This window comes from Streptomyces sp. NPDC093568 (assembly GCF_044764945.1).
Taxonomy (GTDB): Bacteria; Actinomycetota; Actinomycetes; order Streptomycetales; family Streptomycetaceae; genus Streptomyces.
Genome location: NZ_JBIWJD010000007.1, coordinates 270,283 through 285,688, shown reverse-complemented (window position 1 = coordinate 285,688; position 15,406 = coordinate 270,283). Strand labels below are relative to the sequence as shown.

Annotated in this window: 20 protein-coding genes; 19 read left to right on the top strand and 1 reads right to left on the bottom strand. The window is 67.9% G+C overall.

Annotated features, from left to right (window positions below; translation table 11 throughout):
• The first annotated feature begins 1 nt into the window (after position 1).
• The 17 genes from ACIRD7_RS27855 to truA all read left to right on the top strand — a co-directional run bounded on the left by ACIRD7_RS27855 (position 2) and on the right by truA (position 10,726).
• Entirely contained in the window at positions 2-187 is a 186-nt protein-coding gene (locus ACIRD7_RS27855) for a type Z 30S ribosomal protein S14 (protein ID WP_003948630.1), read from the top strand.
• Positions 188-399: 212 nt separating this feature from the next.
• Positions 400-798, top strand: coding sequence for a 30S ribosomal protein S8 (rpsH, locus tag ACIRD7_RS27850; RefSeq protein WP_015658459.1), 399 nt, complete (start codon positions 400-402; stop codon positions 796-798).
• Between the two features lie 24 nt (positions 799-822).
• The gene (gene rplF / locus ACIRD7_RS27845; protein ID WP_403457847.1) at positions 823-1,362 is read left to right on the top strand and encodes a 50S ribosomal protein L6; all 540 of its coding nucleotides are present in this window, start codon (positions 823-825) and stop codon (positions 1,360-1,362) included.
• A gap of 3 nt (positions 1,363-1,365) precedes the next feature.
• Positions 1,366-1,749 (top strand): 50S ribosomal protein L18, encoded by a 384-nt coding sequence (gene rplR, locus ACIRD7_RS27840; RefSeq protein WP_071364959.1) that lies wholly within the window; start codon positions 1,366-1,368, stop codon positions 1,747-1,749.
• A 41-nt stretch (positions 1,750-1,790) separates the two neighbouring features.
• Positions 1,791-2,396: a 30S ribosomal protein S5 gene (gene rpsE / locus ACIRD7_RS27835; RefSeq protein ID WP_015658456.1), complete on the top strand. Its 606-nt coding sequence runs from the start codon at positions 1,791-1,793 to the stop codon at positions 2,394-2,396.
• A gap of 2 nt (positions 2,397-2,398) precedes the next feature.
• Entirely contained in the window at positions 2,399-2,581 is a 183-nt protein-coding gene (gene rpmD / locus ACIRD7_RS27830) for a 50S ribosomal protein L30 (protein ID WP_003974250.1), read from the top strand.
• A gap of 2 nt (positions 2,582-2,583) precedes the next feature.
• On the top strand, positions 2,584-3,039 hold the full coding sequence (gene rplO / locus ACIRD7_RS27825) for a 50S ribosomal protein L15 (RefSeq protein WP_014674382.1): 456 nt from the start codon (positions 2,584-2,586) through the stop codon (positions 3,037-3,039).
• A gap of 245 nt (positions 3,040-3,284) precedes the next feature.
• Entirely contained in the window at positions 3,285-4,601 is a 1,317-nt protein-coding gene (gene secY, locus ACIRD7_RS27820) for a preprotein translocase subunit SecY (protein WP_403457846.1), read from the top strand.
• Positions 4,601-5,263 (top strand): adenylate kinase, encoded by a 663-nt coding sequence (locus ACIRD7_RS27815; protein WP_403457844.1) that lies wholly within the window; start codon positions 4,601-4,603, stop codon positions 5,261-5,263. Before secY ends, ACIRD7_RS27815 begins: the two co-directional genes overlap by 1 nt.
• Positions 5,264-5,404: 141 nt before the next feature.
• The gene (gene map / locus ACIRD7_RS27810; protein WP_403457843.1) at positions 5,405-6,241 is read left to right on the top strand and encodes a type I methionyl aminopeptidase; all 837 of its coding nucleotides are present in this window, start codon (positions 5,405-5,407) and stop codon (positions 6,239-6,241) included.
• A 191-nt stretch (positions 6,242-6,432) separates the two neighbouring features.
• On the top strand, positions 6,433-6,654 hold the full coding sequence (infA, locus tag ACIRD7_RS27805; RefSeq protein ID WP_003948620.1) for a translation initiation factor IF-1: 222 nt from the start codon (positions 6,433-6,435) through the stop codon (positions 6,652-6,654).
• A gap of 59 nt (positions 6,655-6,713) precedes the next feature.
• A complete protein-coding gene (gene rpmJ / locus ACIRD7_RS27800; RefSeq protein ID WP_003998809.1) occupies positions 6,714-6,827 on the top strand; it encodes a 50S ribosomal protein L36 in 114 nt (37 codons plus the stop codon).
• 190 nt (positions 6,828-7,017) lie between these two features.
• Entirely contained in the window at positions 7,018-7,398 is a 381-nt protein-coding gene (gene rpsM / locus ACIRD7_RS27795; protein WP_020135802.1) for a 30S ribosomal protein S13, read from the top strand.
• 70 nt (positions 7,399-7,468) lie between these two features.
• Positions 7,469-7,873: a 30S ribosomal protein S11 gene (gene rpsK / locus ACIRD7_RS27790; protein ID WP_017949643.1), complete on the top strand. Its 405-nt coding sequence runs from the start codon at positions 7,469-7,471 to the stop codon at positions 7,871-7,873.
• 153 nt (positions 7,874-8,026) lie between these two features.
• Positions 8,027-9,049, top strand: coding sequence for a DNA-directed RNA polymerase subunit alpha (locus tag ACIRD7_RS27785; protein ID WP_003966937.1), 1,023 nt, complete (start codon positions 8,027-8,029; stop codon positions 9,047-9,049).
• A 181-nt stretch (positions 9,050-9,230) separates the two neighbouring features.
• On the top strand, positions 9,231-9,722 hold the full coding sequence (rplQ, locus tag ACIRD7_RS27780) for a 50S ribosomal protein L17 (RefSeq protein WP_403457841.1): 492 nt from the start codon (positions 9,231-9,233) through the stop codon (positions 9,720-9,722).
• 143 nt (positions 9,723-9,865) lie between these two features.
• Positions 9,866-10,726 carry a tRNA pseudouridine(38-40) synthase TruA gene (gene truA / locus ACIRD7_RS27775; protein WP_403457840.1) on the top strand — a complete coding sequence of 287 codons (861 nt, stop codon included), beginning with the start codon at positions 9,866-9,868 and terminating at the stop codon, positions 10,724-10,726.
• Positions 10,727-10,775: 49 nt separating this feature from the next.
• Here the strand turns inward: truA and ACIRD7_RS27770 are convergent, their stop codons facing one another.
• Positions 10,776-11,588 (bottom strand): hypothetical protein, encoded by an 813-nt coding sequence (locus ACIRD7_RS27770; RefSeq protein WP_403457839.1) that lies wholly within the window; start codon positions 11,586-11,588, stop codon positions 10,776-10,778.
• Between the two features lie 167 nt (positions 11,589-11,755).
• Here ACIRD7_RS27770 and ACIRD7_RS27765 point away from each other — a divergent pair, with 167 nt between their 5' ends.
• A complete protein-coding gene (locus ACIRD7_RS27765) occupies positions 11,756-12,958 on the top strand; it encodes a CapA family protein (RefSeq protein WP_403457838.1) in 1,203 nt (400 codons plus the stop codon).
• Between the two features lie 203 nt (positions 12,959-13,161).
• A complete protein-coding gene (locus ACIRD7_RS27760) occupies positions 13,162-15,402 on the top strand; it encodes a HAMP domain-containing protein (RefSeq protein WP_403458215.1) in 2,241 nt (746 codons plus the stop codon).
• Positions 15,403-15,406 lie beyond the last annotated feature (4 nt).

The window sequence follows — 15,406 nt, the reverse complement described above, 5'->3', positions numbered from 1 at the left end:
GATGGCGAAGAAGGCTCTGATTGCCAAGGCTGCTCGCAAGCCCAAGTTCGGTGTGCGTGGCTACACGCGCTGCCAGCGCTGCGGCCGTCCGCACTCCGTGTACCGCAAGTTCGGCCTCTGCCGCGTGTGCCTTCGTGAGATGGCTCACCGTGGCGAGCTGCCGGGCGTGACCAAGAGCTCCTGGTAATCCCGGTAATTCGGGATTCCCAAGGCTCTCGGTAAGCATCTGGGTGGACAGGGGCCCACCCCCGCATGGCTTAGGCTTGTGGGGTTGGGCGTCTGTCACGCCCGTACGACTTACTACGCCGTAGGTCCACCGCGCCGCACCCGTCCCGTCTCGGATCGGGGAGAGGGATGGCGCACCAGGAAACCCCGGCGAGAGAGGCCGAAGGCCAATTCATGACCATGACTGATCCGATCGCAGACATGCTTACGCGTCTGCGGAACGCGAACTCGGCGTACCACGACACCGTGGCGATGCCGCACTCGAAGATCAAGTCGCACATCGCGGAGATCCTCCAGCAGGAGGGCTTCATCACGGGCTGGAAGGTCGAGGACGCCGAGGTCGGCAAGAACCTCGTCCTCGAGCTGAAGTTCGGCCCGAACCGTGAGCGCTCCATCGCGGGCATCAAGCGGATCTCCAAGCCCGGTCTCCGGGTGTACGCGAAGTCCACCAACCTGCCGAAGGTGCTCGGCGGCCTCGGCGTGGCGATCATCTCCACGTCGCACGGGCTTCTCACCGACAAGCAGGCCGGCAAGAAGGGCGTAGGCGGAGAAGTCCTCGCCTACGTCTGGTAGCAGAAGGGAACGGAGGAAACAGCTATGTCGCGCATCGGCAAGCTCCCCATCGCGGTTCCCGCCGGCGTGGACGTCACCATCGACGGCCAGACGGTCTCGGTCAAGGGCCCCAAGGGCACGCTGACCCACACCGTTGTGTCGCCGATCGAGATCGCCAAGGGTGAGGACGGCGTGCTCAACGTCACCCGCCCCAACGACGAGCGTCAGAACAAGGCCCTGCACGGCCTGTCCCGCACGCTGGTGGCGAACATGATCACCGGCGTGACCCAGGGTTACGTGAAGAAGCTCGAGATCAGCGGTGTCGGTTACCGCGTGACCGCCAAGGGCTCGAACCTCGAGTTCGCTCTTGGTTACAGCCACCCGATTCTGGTCGAGGCCCCCGAGGGCATCACCTTCAAGGTCGAGGCGCCCACGCGTTTCTCGGTCGAGGGCATCGACAAGCAGAAGGTCGGCGAGGTCGCGGCCAACATCCGCAAGCTGCGCAAGCCCGACCCGTACAAGGCCAAGGGCGTCAAGTACGAGGGCGAAGTCATCCGCCGCAAGGTCGGAAAGGCGGGTAAGTAAGCCATGGCATACGGGCAGAAGATCCTTAAGGGCGACGCCTACAAGCGCGCCGCGATCAAGCGCCGTCACATCCGGATCCGCAAGCGGATCAACGGTACGGCGGAGCGTCCCCGTCTGGTCGTTACCCGCTCCAACCGCCACATCGTGGCCCAGGTGATCGACGACCTCAAGGGTCACACCCTTGCGTCGGCGTCCACCCTGGACACCTCGATCCGCGGTGGCGAGGGCGACAAGTCCGCGCAGGCCAAGCAGGTCGGCGCCCTGGTCGCCGAGCGCGCCAAGGCCGCCGGTGTCGAGGCCGTCGTATTCGACCGTGGTGGCAACCAGTACGCCGGGCGCATCGCCGCCCTGGCGGACGCCGCCCGCGAAGCCGGGCTCAAGTTCTGAGCCGCTTCCGTAGCTAGCGGAAAAAGAGAGAGGTAATTCCAATGGCTGGACCCCAGCGCCGCGGTGGCGGTGCCGGTGGCGGCGAGCGGCGGGACCGGAAGGGCCGTGACGGCGGCGCAGCTGCCGCCGAGAAGACCGCTTACGTTGAGCGCGTTGTCGCGATCAACCGTGTCGCCAAGGTTGTGAAGGGTGGTCGTCGCTTCAGCTTCACCGCGCTGGTCGTGGTGGGCGACGGTGACGGCACCGTGGGTGTCGGTTACGGCAAGGCCAAGGAGGTGCCGGCCGCCATCGCCAAGGGTGTTGAGGAGGCCAAGAAGCACTTCTTCAAGGTCCCCCGTATCCAGGGCACCATCCCGCACCCGATCCAGGGTGAGAAGGCTGCCGGCGTCGTGCTGCTCAAGCCCGCGTCGCCCGGTACCGGTGTTATCGCCGGTGGTCCGGTGCGTGCCGTGCTCGAGTGCGCCGGTATCCACGACATCCTGTCGAAGTCGCTCGGCTCCGACAACGCGATCAACATCGTGCACGCGACCGTGGAGGCCCTGAAGGGCCTGCAGCGTCCCGAGGAGGTCGCGGCCCGCCGTGGTCTGCCGCTCGAGGACGTCGCCCCCGCGGCTCTTCTCCGTGCGCGTGCCGGGGCGGGTGCGTAATCATGGCGCAGCTCAAGATTACGCAGGTCAAGTCCTACATCGGCAGCAAGCAGAACCACCGTGACACCCTGCGCTCCCTTGGTCTCAAGGGCATCAACACGCAGGTCGTCAAGGAGGACCGCCCCGAGTTCCGCGGCATGGTGCACACCGTCCGCCACCTCGTGACGGTCGAGGAGGTCGACTGATCATGGCGGAGCAGAACCCGCTCAAGATCCACAACCTCCGTCCCGCCCCGGGCGCCAAGACCGCCAAGACCCGTGTGGGTCGTGGTGAGGCGTCGAAGGGTAAGACGGCCGGTCGTGGTACCAAGGGTACGAAGGCTCGTTACCAGGTTCCGGAGCGCTTCGAGGGTGGCCAGATGCCCCTCCACATGCGTCTTCCGAAGCTGAAGGGCTTCAAGAACCCGTTCAAGACCGAGTACCAGGTCGTGAACCTCGACAAGCTGGCCGCGCTGTACCCCGAGGGTGGCGAGGTCACCGTCGAGGGCCTCGTGGCCAAGGGTGCCGTTCGCAAGAACAGCCTCGTCAAGGTCCTCGGCCAGGGCGAGATCTCCGTGGCGCTGCAGGTGACGGTCGACGCCGTCTCCGGCTCCGCCAAGGAGAAGATCACCGCCGCCGGCGGTACCGTCACCGAGCTCGTCTGAACGAATCAGGCGTCTCGATGACTTGAGCGATCCCGACCGGGGATGCCCCACAAATGGGGTATCCCCGGTTGGTCGTTCCAAGGGGGGCGGTCTCGCCGGTAAGGTGGCCTGCACTGCCCACTTTTACTGAGTGCTTCTTGTGAGGCACTCTGAGCGGCAGTTGACCGTTAGCTAAGTCGTTCCTATTAGTCGAACCTCAAGACCGTCACCCTTGACGCAGTTGCGCGGGGGTCGCAGGAGGCACCGTGCTCACCGCGTTCGCCCGGGCGTTCAAGACGCCCGACCTGCGCAAGAAGCTGCTCTTCACGCTCGCCATCATCGTGGTGTACCGGATCGGTACCCACATTCCGATCCCAGGCGTCGACTACAGGGCCGTCCAGACCTGTATCGATCAGGCCAGCACCAACACGGGCCTCTTCGGTCTGGTCAACATGTTCAGTGGTGGCGCCCTGCTGCAGATCACGATCTTCGCGCTCGGCATCATGCCGTACATCACGGCGAGCATCATCCTTCAGCTGCTGACGGTCGTGATCCCGCGCCTGGAAGCCCTGAAGAAGGAGGGCTCGGCGGGTACCGCGAAGATCACGCAGTACACCCGCTACCTGACCGTGGCGCTCGCCATCCTGCAGGGCACCGGCCTCGTGGCCACCGCCCGCAGCGGCGCGCTCTTCCAGAACTGCCAGGTCGCCAACCAGATCGTGCCTGACCAGTCGATCTTCACCACCATCGTCATGGTGATCACCATGACCGCCGGCACGGCCACCGTCATGTGGCTCGGCGAGCTCATCACCGACCGCGGCATCGGCAACGGCATGTCGATCCTGATGTTCATCTCGATCGCCGCCACCTTCCCGTCCGCCCTGTGGGCCATCAAGCAGCAGGGCGACCTGGCCGGCGGCTGGATCGAGTTCGGCACCGTCATCGCCGTGGGCCTGGTCATGGTCGGACTCGTCGTCTTCGTCGAGCAGGCGCAGCGACGCATTCCGGTGCAGTACGCGAAGCGCATGATCGGCCGCCGTTCCTACGGCGGTACCTCGACGTACATCCCGCTCAAGGTGAACCAGGCGGGCGTGATTCCCGTCATCTTCGCGTCGTCGCTGCTCTATATTCCGGCGCTGATTGTCCAGTTCTCGAACGACCAGCAGTCCGGTTGGGCGACCTGGGTCACACAGAACCTGGCGGACACGGGGGCACCCGTGCACGTCACCCTCTATTTCTTCCTGATTGTCTTCTTCGCGTTCTTCTACGTGGCCATCTCGTTCAACCCCGAGGAAGTCGCGGACAACATGAAGAAGTATGGTGGCTTCATCCCGGGCATCCGGGCTGGCCGACCGACCGCTGAGTACCTTTCCTACGTGCTCAACCGGATCACCTGGCCGGGCTCGCTGTACTTGGGTCTGATCGCTCTCGTGCCGACGATGGCGTTGGCTGGTTTCGGGGCAAACCAGAACTTCCCCTTCGGCGGGACCAGCATCCTGATCATCGTGGGTGTGGGCCTGGAGACGGTGAAGCAGATCGAGAGCCAGCTCCAGCAGCGCAATTACGAAGGGTTCCTCCGCTGATGCGTATCGTCCTCGTCGGGCCGCCGGGTGCCGGCAAGGGAACGCAGGCCGCGTTCCTCGCCAAGAACCTGTCGATCCCGCACATCTCCACGGGCGACCTGTTCCGCGCCAACATCAGCCAGCAGACGGAGCTCGGGAAGCTCGCGAAGTCCTACATGGACGCGGGCAACCTGGTGCCGGACGAGGTCACCATCGGGATGGCCAAGGACCGCATGGAGAAGCCGGACGCCGAGCACGGCTTCCTGCTGGACGGCTTCCCGCGCAACGTGTCCCAGGCCGAGGCGCTCGACGAGATGCTCCAGTCCGAGAGCATGAAGCTGGACGCGGTCCTCGACCTGGAGGTCCCCGAGGAAGAGGTCGTCAAGCGGATCGCCGGGCGACGCATCTGCCGCAAGGACTCCAGCCACGTCTTCCACGTCACCTACAGCCCGCCGAAGCAGGAGGGCGTCTGTGACGTCTGCGGCGGCGAGCTGTACCAGCGCGACGACGACTCGGAGGAGACCGTCCGCAAGCGGCTGGAGGTCTACCACACGCAGACCGAGCCGATCATCGACTACTACAAGGCGCAGGGACTGGTCGTCACCATCTCCGCGCTGGGCAAGGTCGAGGAGGTCACGGCGCGCGCCATGGAGGCGCTCAAGCGTGACGAGGACGGCAAGTAGGAGCGTTCCCAGCTCCGTACGCAGCTCAGGCCGCGGTTCCCTGTGAGGGGGCCGCGGCTGCTGCGTGGGGTGGGGCCGACCTGCTCCGCCCTTATGGTTGAAACAGTCCCTCCATCCGGTCCAGGAAAGGCCCCCGCCCCCATGGTGCAGATCAAGAACCCCGAGCAGATCGCCAAGATGCGTGAGGCGGGGCTGGTCGTCGCCGCCATTCACGCGGCCACGCGTGAGGCCGCGGTGCCCGGGGCCAGTACCAAGGATCTGGACGAGGTCGCGCGCAAGGTGCTCGCGGAGCACGGGGCCAAGTCGAACTTCCTCGGGTACGGCGGGTTCCCCGCGACGATCTGCACCTCCGTGAACGACGTCGTCGTGCACGGCATCCCGTCCGAGGACGTCGTCCTCAAGGACGGCGACATCATCTCCATCGACTGCGGCGCGATCATCGACGGCTGGCACGGCGACGCCGCCTACACCGCCTTCGTGGGCTCCGGTCACGCTCCGGAGCTGATCGAGCTCTCCCGGGTGACCGAGGAGTCGATGTGGGCCGGCATCGCGGCGATGAAGCAGGGGAACCGGCTCGTGGACGTGTCGCGGGCCATCGAGACGTACATCCGCCGGCAGCCGAAGCCGGGTGGCGGCAAGTACGGGATCATCGAGGACTACGGCGGCCACGGCATCGGCACCGAGATGCACATGGACCCGCACCTGCTGAACTACGTCGACCGGCGGCGGGGCAAGGGGCCGAAGCTGGTCCCGGGCTTCTGCCTGGCGATCGAGCCGATGGTCTCGCTGGGCACGCCCAGGACCGAGGTCCTGTCGGACGACTGGACGGTCATCACGACCGACGGCACCTGGTCGTCCCACTGGGAGCACTCGGTCGCGCTGACGGAACAGGGGCCGCTGGTGCTCACCGCTCCCGACGGCGGCAAGGCGAAGCTGGCCGAGCACGGGATCGTCGCCGCGCCGGATCCGCTCGCCTGAGCGCCGTTCCGCGGACGTCGTGCTTAATGATCTGCCGGTCAGGGCAGGATTCCCCGATTCGTCTTTCCGGGGGCGCTGACGTAGACTGACTCGTCGGCTCTCGTGCACCCGCATGTCCGCATGCGCCTGTATCCCCGCGAAACAGGGAAGCACAGGAGTCGATCAAGGTAGTCGATTCCGAAGGGCGAAGCGTGGCCAAGAAGCAAGGTGCCATCGAGATCGAGGGCACTGTCGTCGAGTCTCTGCCGAACGCCATGTTCAAGGTCGAGCTCCAGAACGGCCACCAGGTCCTGGCACACATCAGCGGCAAGATGCGTATGCACTACATCCGCATCCTCCCTGACGACCGGGTCGTGGTGGAGCTGTCTCCGTACGACCTGACGCGTGGCCGGATCGTCTACCGCTACAAGTAGATCTTGCCCGCATCCCGTTTCGGCGGGGTGGTGGCACTGACCCGGAGAACCTCAATCCCATGAAGGTCAAGCCGAGCGTCAAGAAGATCTGCGACAAGTGCAGGGTGATCCGCCGTCACGGTCGGGTCATGGTCATCTGCGAGAACCCGCGCCACAAGCAGCGCCAGGGCTGACGCACGACCGATCCCTCTGCATCCATCGCAGAGATTCGCGCGACGCAAGCTGAATATGTTCATACGCAGGACCCAGGCGAGCCTTTGCCTGACACCCCCGGTTCGGAGGCCGGGGACCCAGTTCGTACCTGGTACGGCGGCTGGGAGTCGGTTCTGCGGAAGACCTCCGAAGATCACCAGGAGCCATTGAATGGCACGCGTTTCCGGTGTTGACATCCCGCGCGAAAAGCGCGTGGAGGTCGCCCTGACCTACGTGTTCGGCATCGGCCGGACGCTCTCCCAGCAGACGCTGGCCGAGACCGGCATCGACCCGAACACCCGCGTTCGCGACCTCTCCGAGGAGCAGCTCGTCGCGATTCGTGAGTACGTCGACAACAACATCAAGACCGAGGGTGACCTCCGTCGCGAGATCCAGGCCGACATCCGCCGCAAGGTCGAGATCGGTTGCTACCAGGGTCTCCGTCACCGTCGTGGTCTGCCCGTCCGCGGTCAGCGCACCAGCACGAACGCCCGCACCCGCAAGGGCCCGCGTCGCGCCATCGCCGGTAAGAAGAAGCCGGGCAAGAAGTAGTCCTCAGCGGACAACGCTTCATCAGCGGTCTTCGCTGTAGGACCGACCACCTCCCCGTAGGAGTTAGCAGATGCCCCCCAAGGGACGTCAGGGCGCCGTCAAGAAGGTGCGCCGCAAGGAAAAGAAGAACGTCGCTCACGGCCACGCGCACATCAAGAGCACGTTCAACAACACGATCGTCTCCATCACGGACCCGTCCGGCAACGTGATCTCCTGGGCCTCCGCCGGCCACGTCGGCTTCAAGGGCTCCCGGAAGTCCACGCCGTTCGCCGCGCAGATGGCCGCCGAGTCGGCTGCCCGCCGCGCCCAGGAGCACGGCATGCGCAAGGTCGACGTGTTCGTGAAGGGTCCGGGTTCGGGTCGTGAGACCGCGATCCGTTCGCTTCAGGCGACCGGTCTCGAGGTCGGCTCCATCCAGGACGTCACCCCGACCCCGCACAACGGCTGCCGTCCGCCGAAGCGTCGTCGCGTCTGACGCACGGCTGCTTCGCGCAGACTTCGGGTTCGGGCGGTACGGCTCTTCGGGGCCGTATCGCCCTTACCCTTGCAGTACCCGTCCCTTTTGCCGGGGGCGGTTCCGTCGGACGTCAAATAGCGGGCGTCCACGAAAGAAGGATCTGATCCACACATGCTGATCGCTCAGCGTCCCTCGTTGACCGAAGAGGTCGTCGACGAGTTCCGCTCCCGGTTCGTGATCGAGCCGCTGGAGCCGGGCTTCGGCTACACCCTCGGCAACTCCCTTCGCCGGACCCTCCTGTCCTCGATCCCGGGTGCGGCGGTCACGTCCATCCGTATCGACGGCGTGCTGCACGAGTTCACCACCGTGCCGGGCGTCAAGGAGGACGTCACCGACCTGATCCTCAACATCAAGCAGCTGGTCGTCTCCTCGGAGCACGACGAGCCGGTCGTGATGTACCTGCGCAAGCAGGGTCCGGGTCTGGTCACCGCCGCCGACATCGCGCCCCCGGCCGGTGTCGAGGTGCACAACCCCGACCTCGTCCTCGCCACGCTCAACGGCAAGGGCAAGCTGGAGATGGAGCTCACGGTCGAGCGTGGCCGCGGTTACGTCTCCGCCGTGCAGAACAAGCAGGTGGGCCAGGAGATCGGCCGTATCCCGGTCGACTCCATCTACTCGCCGGTTCTGAAGGTCACGTACAAGGTCGAGGCCACGCGTGTCGAGCAGCGCACCGACTTCGACAAGCTGATCGTCGACGTCGAGACCAAGCAGGCGATGCGTCCGCGTGACGCCATGGCGTCGGCCGGTAAGACGCTGGTCGAGCTGTTCGGTCTGGCCCGCGAGCTCAACATCGACGCCGAGGGCATCGACATGGGCCCGTCCCCGACGGACGCCGCCCTTGCCGCCGACCTGGCGCTGCCGATCGAGGAGCTGGAGCTCACCGTTCGGTCGTACAACTGCCTCAAGCGCGAGGGCATCCACTCCGTGGGTGAGCTCGTGGCTCGTTCCGAGGCCGACCTCCTCGACATTCGTAACTTCGGTGCGAAGTCCATCGACGAGGTCAAGGCGAAGCTGGCCGGCATGGGCCTGGCCCTGAAGGACAGCCCGCCCGGATTCGACCCCACGGCCGCCGCGGATGCCTTCGGCGCGGACGACGACGCGGACGCCGGGTTCGTCGAGACCGAGCAGTACTGAGAGCTCGGGCGAAACGGTCCGTACTCGGGTGCGGGTGCGCTGTGCTTGATCGCGCAGTTCCCCGCGCCCCTTCCGGAAGCGCCCCTTCGGGGCTGCTTCCGGATCTCCGACAGGCGACCGCCTGCTCGGATACTGACCCCGGTACCTGACACGGCCGGGGCAGACACACAGGAGAAAGAACATGCCGAAGCCCACCAAGGGTGCCCGTCTGGGCGGCAGCGCCGCGCACGAGAAGCTGCTCCTCGCGAACCTCGCGAAGGCGCTGTTCGAGCACGGCCGTATCACCACCACCGAGGCGAAGGCCCGCCGTCTGCGGCCGTACGCCGAGCGTCTGGTGACCAAGGCGAAGAAGGGCGACCTTCACAACCGCCGCCAGGTGCTGCAGGTCATCACGGACAAGAGCGTCGTCCACACGCTCTTCACCGAGATCGGCCCGCGCTACGAGAACCGTCCGGGTGGCTACACCCGCATCACCAAGATCGGTAACCGCCGTGGCGACAACGCGCCCATGGCTGTCATCGAGCTGGTCGAGGCGCTGACGGTCGCTCAGGAGGCGACGGGTGAGGCCGAGGCCGCGACGAAGCGCGCTGCCAAGGACGCCGAGGTCAAGGTCGACACGACCAAGGGCGACGAGGCCGCTGAGGCTCCCGCCGAGGAGTCGAAGGACGCCTAAGCGTTCTGCCGGGGGGCTGTGCGATCGCGGCCGCGGCGCCGTCGTGGCTTGTCGCGCAGTTCCCCGCGCCCCTTCAGGGCGTTGGCGGGTCCGTTCCTTTTCGAGGGACGGGCCCGCTTTTGTGTTGCTGAGAGGATCTGTACGTGAGTGATGAAGTTGCGCCCGGGTACGTACGTGTGCGCCTCGATCTGTCCTACGACGGGACCGAGTTCTCCGGGTGGGCCAAGCAGGCCGGTGGACGGCGGACCGTGCAGGGGGAGATCGAGGACGCCCTGCGGACGGTCACGCGGTCCGGGGGGACGACGTACGAGCTGACCGTCGCCGGGCGGACCGATGCCGGGGTGCATGCGCGGGGGCAGGTCGCGCATGTCGATCTGCCGCGGGCGGTGTGGGCCGAGCACAGCGAGAAGCTGCTCAAGCGGCTCGCCGGGCGGCTGCCCAAGGATGTGCGGGTGTGGGCCCTCAGGGAGGCGCCCAGCGGCTTCAACGCGCGGTTCTCGGCGGTCTGGCGGCGGTACGCCTATCGCGTCACCGACAATCCGGGCGGCGTCGACCCGCTGCTGCGCAACCACGTCCTCTGGCACGACTGGCCGCTCGACGTGGACGCCATGAACGAGGCCGCCGGGCGGCTGCTCGGCGAGCACGACTTCGCCGCCTACTGCAAGAAGCGGGAGGGGGCCACCACCATCCGTACGCTGCAGGAGCTGAGCCTGGTGCGGGGGGACGACGGGATCGTCACCGCCACCGTGCGCGCCGACGCCTTCTGCCACAACATGGTGCGCTCGCTCATCGGGGCCCTGCTGTTCGTGGGGGACGGTCACCGGCCGGCCGACTGGCCCGGCAAGGTGCTGGCCGCGGGGGTCAGGGACTCGGCGGTGCATGTCGTACGGCCGCACGGGCTGACGCTCGAAGAGGTCGGCTACCCCGCCGACGAGTTGCTCGCGGCGCGGAACAAGGAGGCACGGAACAAGCGGTCGTTGCCGGGGCGGGCCGGCTGCTGCTGAGCCTCGGTCCTGGGAGCCGGTCCGCAGGAGGTCGGCCGGCTGTGGGGCCTCAGCCTTGGGACCAGGTTCGCAGGAGGTCGGCGAGGGCGTCCGTTGCCTCGTCCGCGTCGGGGCCGTTGTCGCGGGCGTCCGGGGCCAGTTCCACGTGGAGGAAGCCGGCGTGGCGGCGTTCGGCGGACATGCCCTGGACGTTCGTCGTGCCTTCCAGGGGGCAGCGGGCCTCCCAGCCGCGGCAGACCCGCAGACCGTCCGCGTCGAGGCGGTCGGCCAGGGCCGAGGCCTCGCCGGATGTGCTCTGGGCGGAGCCGCCGGACACGACGGCCTCGTAGGGGCGTTCGGAGGACTCGGCGAAGCCGTGGAGCTGGAGGCCGGGCACCCCGCGCTTCTGGAGTTCGACGACCATCGTGTGGAAGGCGCTGTCCTCGCGATGGGCGACGTCGGCGGCGTCCGAGCGGCCGGCCCGGCGGTGCGCGCCGGCCACCACCAGGGAGCCCGACGGCGTGTTCTCCAGCAGCCGGACGCCGAGTCGCTCGGTGTCGCGGTCGGACACCGGGTGGGGGACCTGGATGTTCCAGCGCACGTCGGAGTCCGCGGTCAGGTAGAGGCGGCCCCAGCGCGCGGCCTCGCCCTTCGGCCGCAGGGCGGCGATCTCGTCGTAGCGGCGGCCGGAGTCGGTGTCGGTGAGGCGGGTCACGCCGAGGCCCAGCGGGGCGAGCCGTCGCTCGGCCTCCGCCGCGTCGCCGTCCAGGAGGAGCCCCACGCCGTCGGCCAGCTTCTCGAGTTGGGATGCGCCGGGCGGGGTGTAGGGATCGTCGGGCTCGAAGCCGGCGGTGTACGTGAGGATCCTGCTCCGGAGGTCCACGAGCTCCCGGGCCTGCGGAACGGACTGTTCCGTCGCATCGGGCGATGTCGTATCACAACCGGCCACGGCCAGGATCAAAACTGTTTGAGCAATAATGCGAGCAAAACGTGATTGTCTTGTGATGCGAGAGACGGGTTGGCTTGTGAGGCGCGTGTGAATATGTCGCGGTGACATTCCGTAAGTCTCTCCGTATAGGTCGCTCGCTGGCGGTTCTGGGGGCTCTGGCCGGCCTCGTCGCCGCCTGTACCTCCGAGTCGGCCGGGTCGCAGGTGAAGTCGGGCGGCCGCTCGTTCACCGTCGCCGCCGCGGGCGATGTGCTCATCCACCCCGAGCTGGTCGAACAAGCGGCGAAGGACGCCAAGAAGACCGGTGAGGGGCAGGCCGGGCTGGACTTCGGACCGCTCATGGCCGGGCTGAAGCCGGTCATCAGCAAGGCCGATCTGGCCATCTGCCACATGGAGACGCCGGTCGGCTCACCCAAGGGCCCCTTCGAGGGGTACCCGGAGTTCCTCGTTCCACCGCAGATCCTCACGACCCTCAAGGACGTGGGCTACGACACCTGCTCGACGGCCTCCAATCACACCTACGACCACGGCCTGGGGGCCGTGAAGCGCACCCTGAACGTGATGGACAAGGTGGGCCTCGGGCACACCGGTTCCGCGCGTACGCCCGAGGAAGCAGAGCAGATCAACATCCGGGACGTCAACGGCGTCAAGGTCGCCCACCTCGCCTTCTCCTGGGAGTCCTTCCTCAACCCCACGCCCGAGAAGGAGCGTTGGGCCTTCAACCGGATCGCGTTCGACGCCGTCAAGAAGGCCGAGACGAAGGCCCGCAAGAAGGGCGCCGAGGTGGTGATCCTCTCGGTCCACTGGGGCCTGGAGCACTACAACGAGCCGAGCGTGCCGCAGCTCCAGCTGGCGGAGCGGATCACCAAGGACACCGGGATCAACCTGGTGATCGGCCACCACGCCCACGTGGTGCAGCCCATCCAGAAGCTCAACGGCACCTGGGTCGCCTACAGCCTCGGCAACCAGGTGGCCCGTCACTCCTCGCCGAGCGGCCTCACCGAGGAGGGCGCGATCGGCTGGTTCGAGTTCAAGGAGACGGCCGACGGCTGGGACGTCGGCGCCCGCTACCGGACCACCCTGGTCGACATCCCGCCGGAGCTGGAGGCGGGGGAGAAGGCGCCCGAGGACGCGGTCGTGGACCACCGGGTCGTGGACGTGCAGCAGCAGCTCGACCACCCCGGCGAGCTGTCCGAGGACCGGCTCGCCCGCTACCAGCTGGCCGCCGACCGCACGCGCGGCTTCCTCTACAACCGCGGCGCCCCGGGCGGCGACGGCCTGGAGCAGCTCTCGCTTCAGGAGTGACGAGCAACACAGCTGGCCGCCGGAGCCCAACCCCGGCGCGTGTCGGCTGTCTTCTTAAGTGACGGCGTCTCATGCCCGCGTCAGCGGTGGCTCCTGCGAGCGCCTGAGTAGTGAAGAGGCGAAGGAAACCACCGGTGACTTCAACCAAAGGCGTGCCCCGCCCCGTACGGGGCGGGCGGCGACGCATGCGCAGACGCGCCGACATGCCGCTCCTGGGCGGCATCAGGCCCCCGATCGCGCTGCTGTGCCTGCTGATCCTCGCCCTGGCCGGGCTGACCGCCAAGGTGCTGGGGCCCGCCGGCGAGCCGGTGGTGCCGAAGGCGGTGCTGGGCTCCCAGCAGTACTTCGCGCAGGACGGCGCGATCGCCCTACGCGCGTCGATCGACGAGCGGGTCACCGACCTGAACCGCATGGCGACCGCGCTGAACGCGGGAAAGCCCGCTGATCCGGAGCGGGTGCTGTCGGATCTGAGCGACACGTACCAGAAGTGGACCGGCACCACGGTGTTGGACCTGGAGAGCGGCAAGGTCCTCGCCGCCCGGGGAGAAACGATTCCTCTGGCCTGGCTGGACAAGGACGTCCTCACCGGCGAGCACGCCCTGAGGCCTCGCATGGTCCGCCTGGAGACCGGCGACGTACGGCTGATGACCATGGCCCTGCTGGACTGGAAGGACCGGCCGCAGCAGCTGCTGATCGCCTCCAACAGCCTCTCCGTGCCCGCCATCAACCTGGGCCCGTTCCGCTCGATGGCGGTCGTGGCCCGCGGCGGCGAGGTCCTCGCCACCGCCGGTTTCGAACAGGCCGAGGCGCTCAACTCGGACGCGGAGCGCAGCGAGCTCTCGTTCCTCCAGAAGCAGATGAGCCGGCTCTCGGAGCGGGCTGCGAAGGAGACCGAGGCCGACCCGGTCAGCGCGCGCGAGCCCGGCTCCCGCGGCTACCCGGGCGTCAGCGGAACCCTGGTCGGCGACTCCTACAACGGCCGTATCGCCACCGCCGGCTACGCCTCCCTCGCCTCCGCCGACCCGGAGCAGCGCGAGAGCGTCGGCGCGGGCCTCGGGCTGACCGTCGTGGCCATGCTGCCCGCCGTGCAGGAACACGCCGTCGGCCAGGAGCGGGAGCTGTACGGGCTGGTGGCGGCCGGAGTCCTGGTGGTGTTCGGACTGCTGGCCGCGGCCCTGCTGTGGATGGCGGTGCAGCGGCCCCTGCTCCAGCTCTTCCTGGAATCCCGCCGACTGGCCCGCGGCGATCTGACCCGTCCCGTCGACGTGCCCCGCTGGGGCGAGGCCGCCCGGGTGGGCGCCGCCCTGGAGCGGCTGCGGGCGCAGCTGTCCGGCGGGGCGGCGGAGCACCGGCCCGCCGGCCGCAGGGGCCGGTTCGGACTGCGGGTGCCGCTGGCGCTGACCGCCGTCCTGCTGTTGCTGTGGTGCGTGCCGGTCGGGCTGCTGCTCAACCGCACGGACGCCTCGGTGAGCGTGCCGAGCACCATGGTCAACGACCAGCGCGACCGCACCGACCTCGTCGCCGACCGGGTCCGCCGGGCCCTCAACGAGGCCCAGGCCGACCTCGTCTCCATCTCCCGGCTGATCGACGCGGACGACCCCGACGCCACGACCGGTGTGCTCGACGACGCCCTGCGCAAGCACACCCGCTACGGCTCCCTGTACGTCGTCGACAAGGGCGGCGACGTCGTCGCCCGCGCCGGCGAGGAACCGCACGCCGACTGGAGCGCCGGCGAGGCGGAGCTCGTCCGGGTGTCCGGCGAGGGCGGCAAGAAGCCGGTGATCCAGGCCGGGGCCGCCGTACCGGACAAGAAGGACCTGACCCTGGTCGGCGAGGTACGGGTGGAGTTCCTCAACTCGCTCCTGGACCGCCCCGGTCTCGGCGAGGTCCGCGTGGTCGACACCGAGGCCAGGACGATCGCCGCCAGCGACGGCTTCCTCGCCTTCGAGGAGCTGCCGCGCGAGTCGCTCACCGACCTCGTGCGGGCGGGCAGCGTGCGGGTCGGCGCGGGCCCCGTGGAGAACGGGCTGCTCATCCGCGAGGGGCGGTCGGTCACGGTCGCCGCCGCGGCGCCCTTCTCCGGTGGCGGTATCGCCGCGGACGTCGGCTGGACCGTGGTCAGCTGGCAGAACGCCAAGCACTTCGAGATCGCCCCGTACGAGCGCGAGGACCGCAGTGTGCTCGCCGGGATGCTCGGGCTCGCGCTGATCGTGGTCTGCCTGGGCTGGATCCACCTGGTCGTGGTCCGGCCGCTGCGCGCGCTCGCGAGCGGCGCCGAGAAGCTGGCCGACGGCGACCTCAAGACCGTGCTGTACCCCCGCTATCACGACGAGGTGGGGGCCGTCGTCCGCAGCCTCGAACTGGTCCGCCAGCAGTTGCAGGCCCGCAGGCAGAACCAGGCGCGCCGCAGTGCCGAGCCCCGGCTCGGCGCCGGAGGAAGGTGACCGG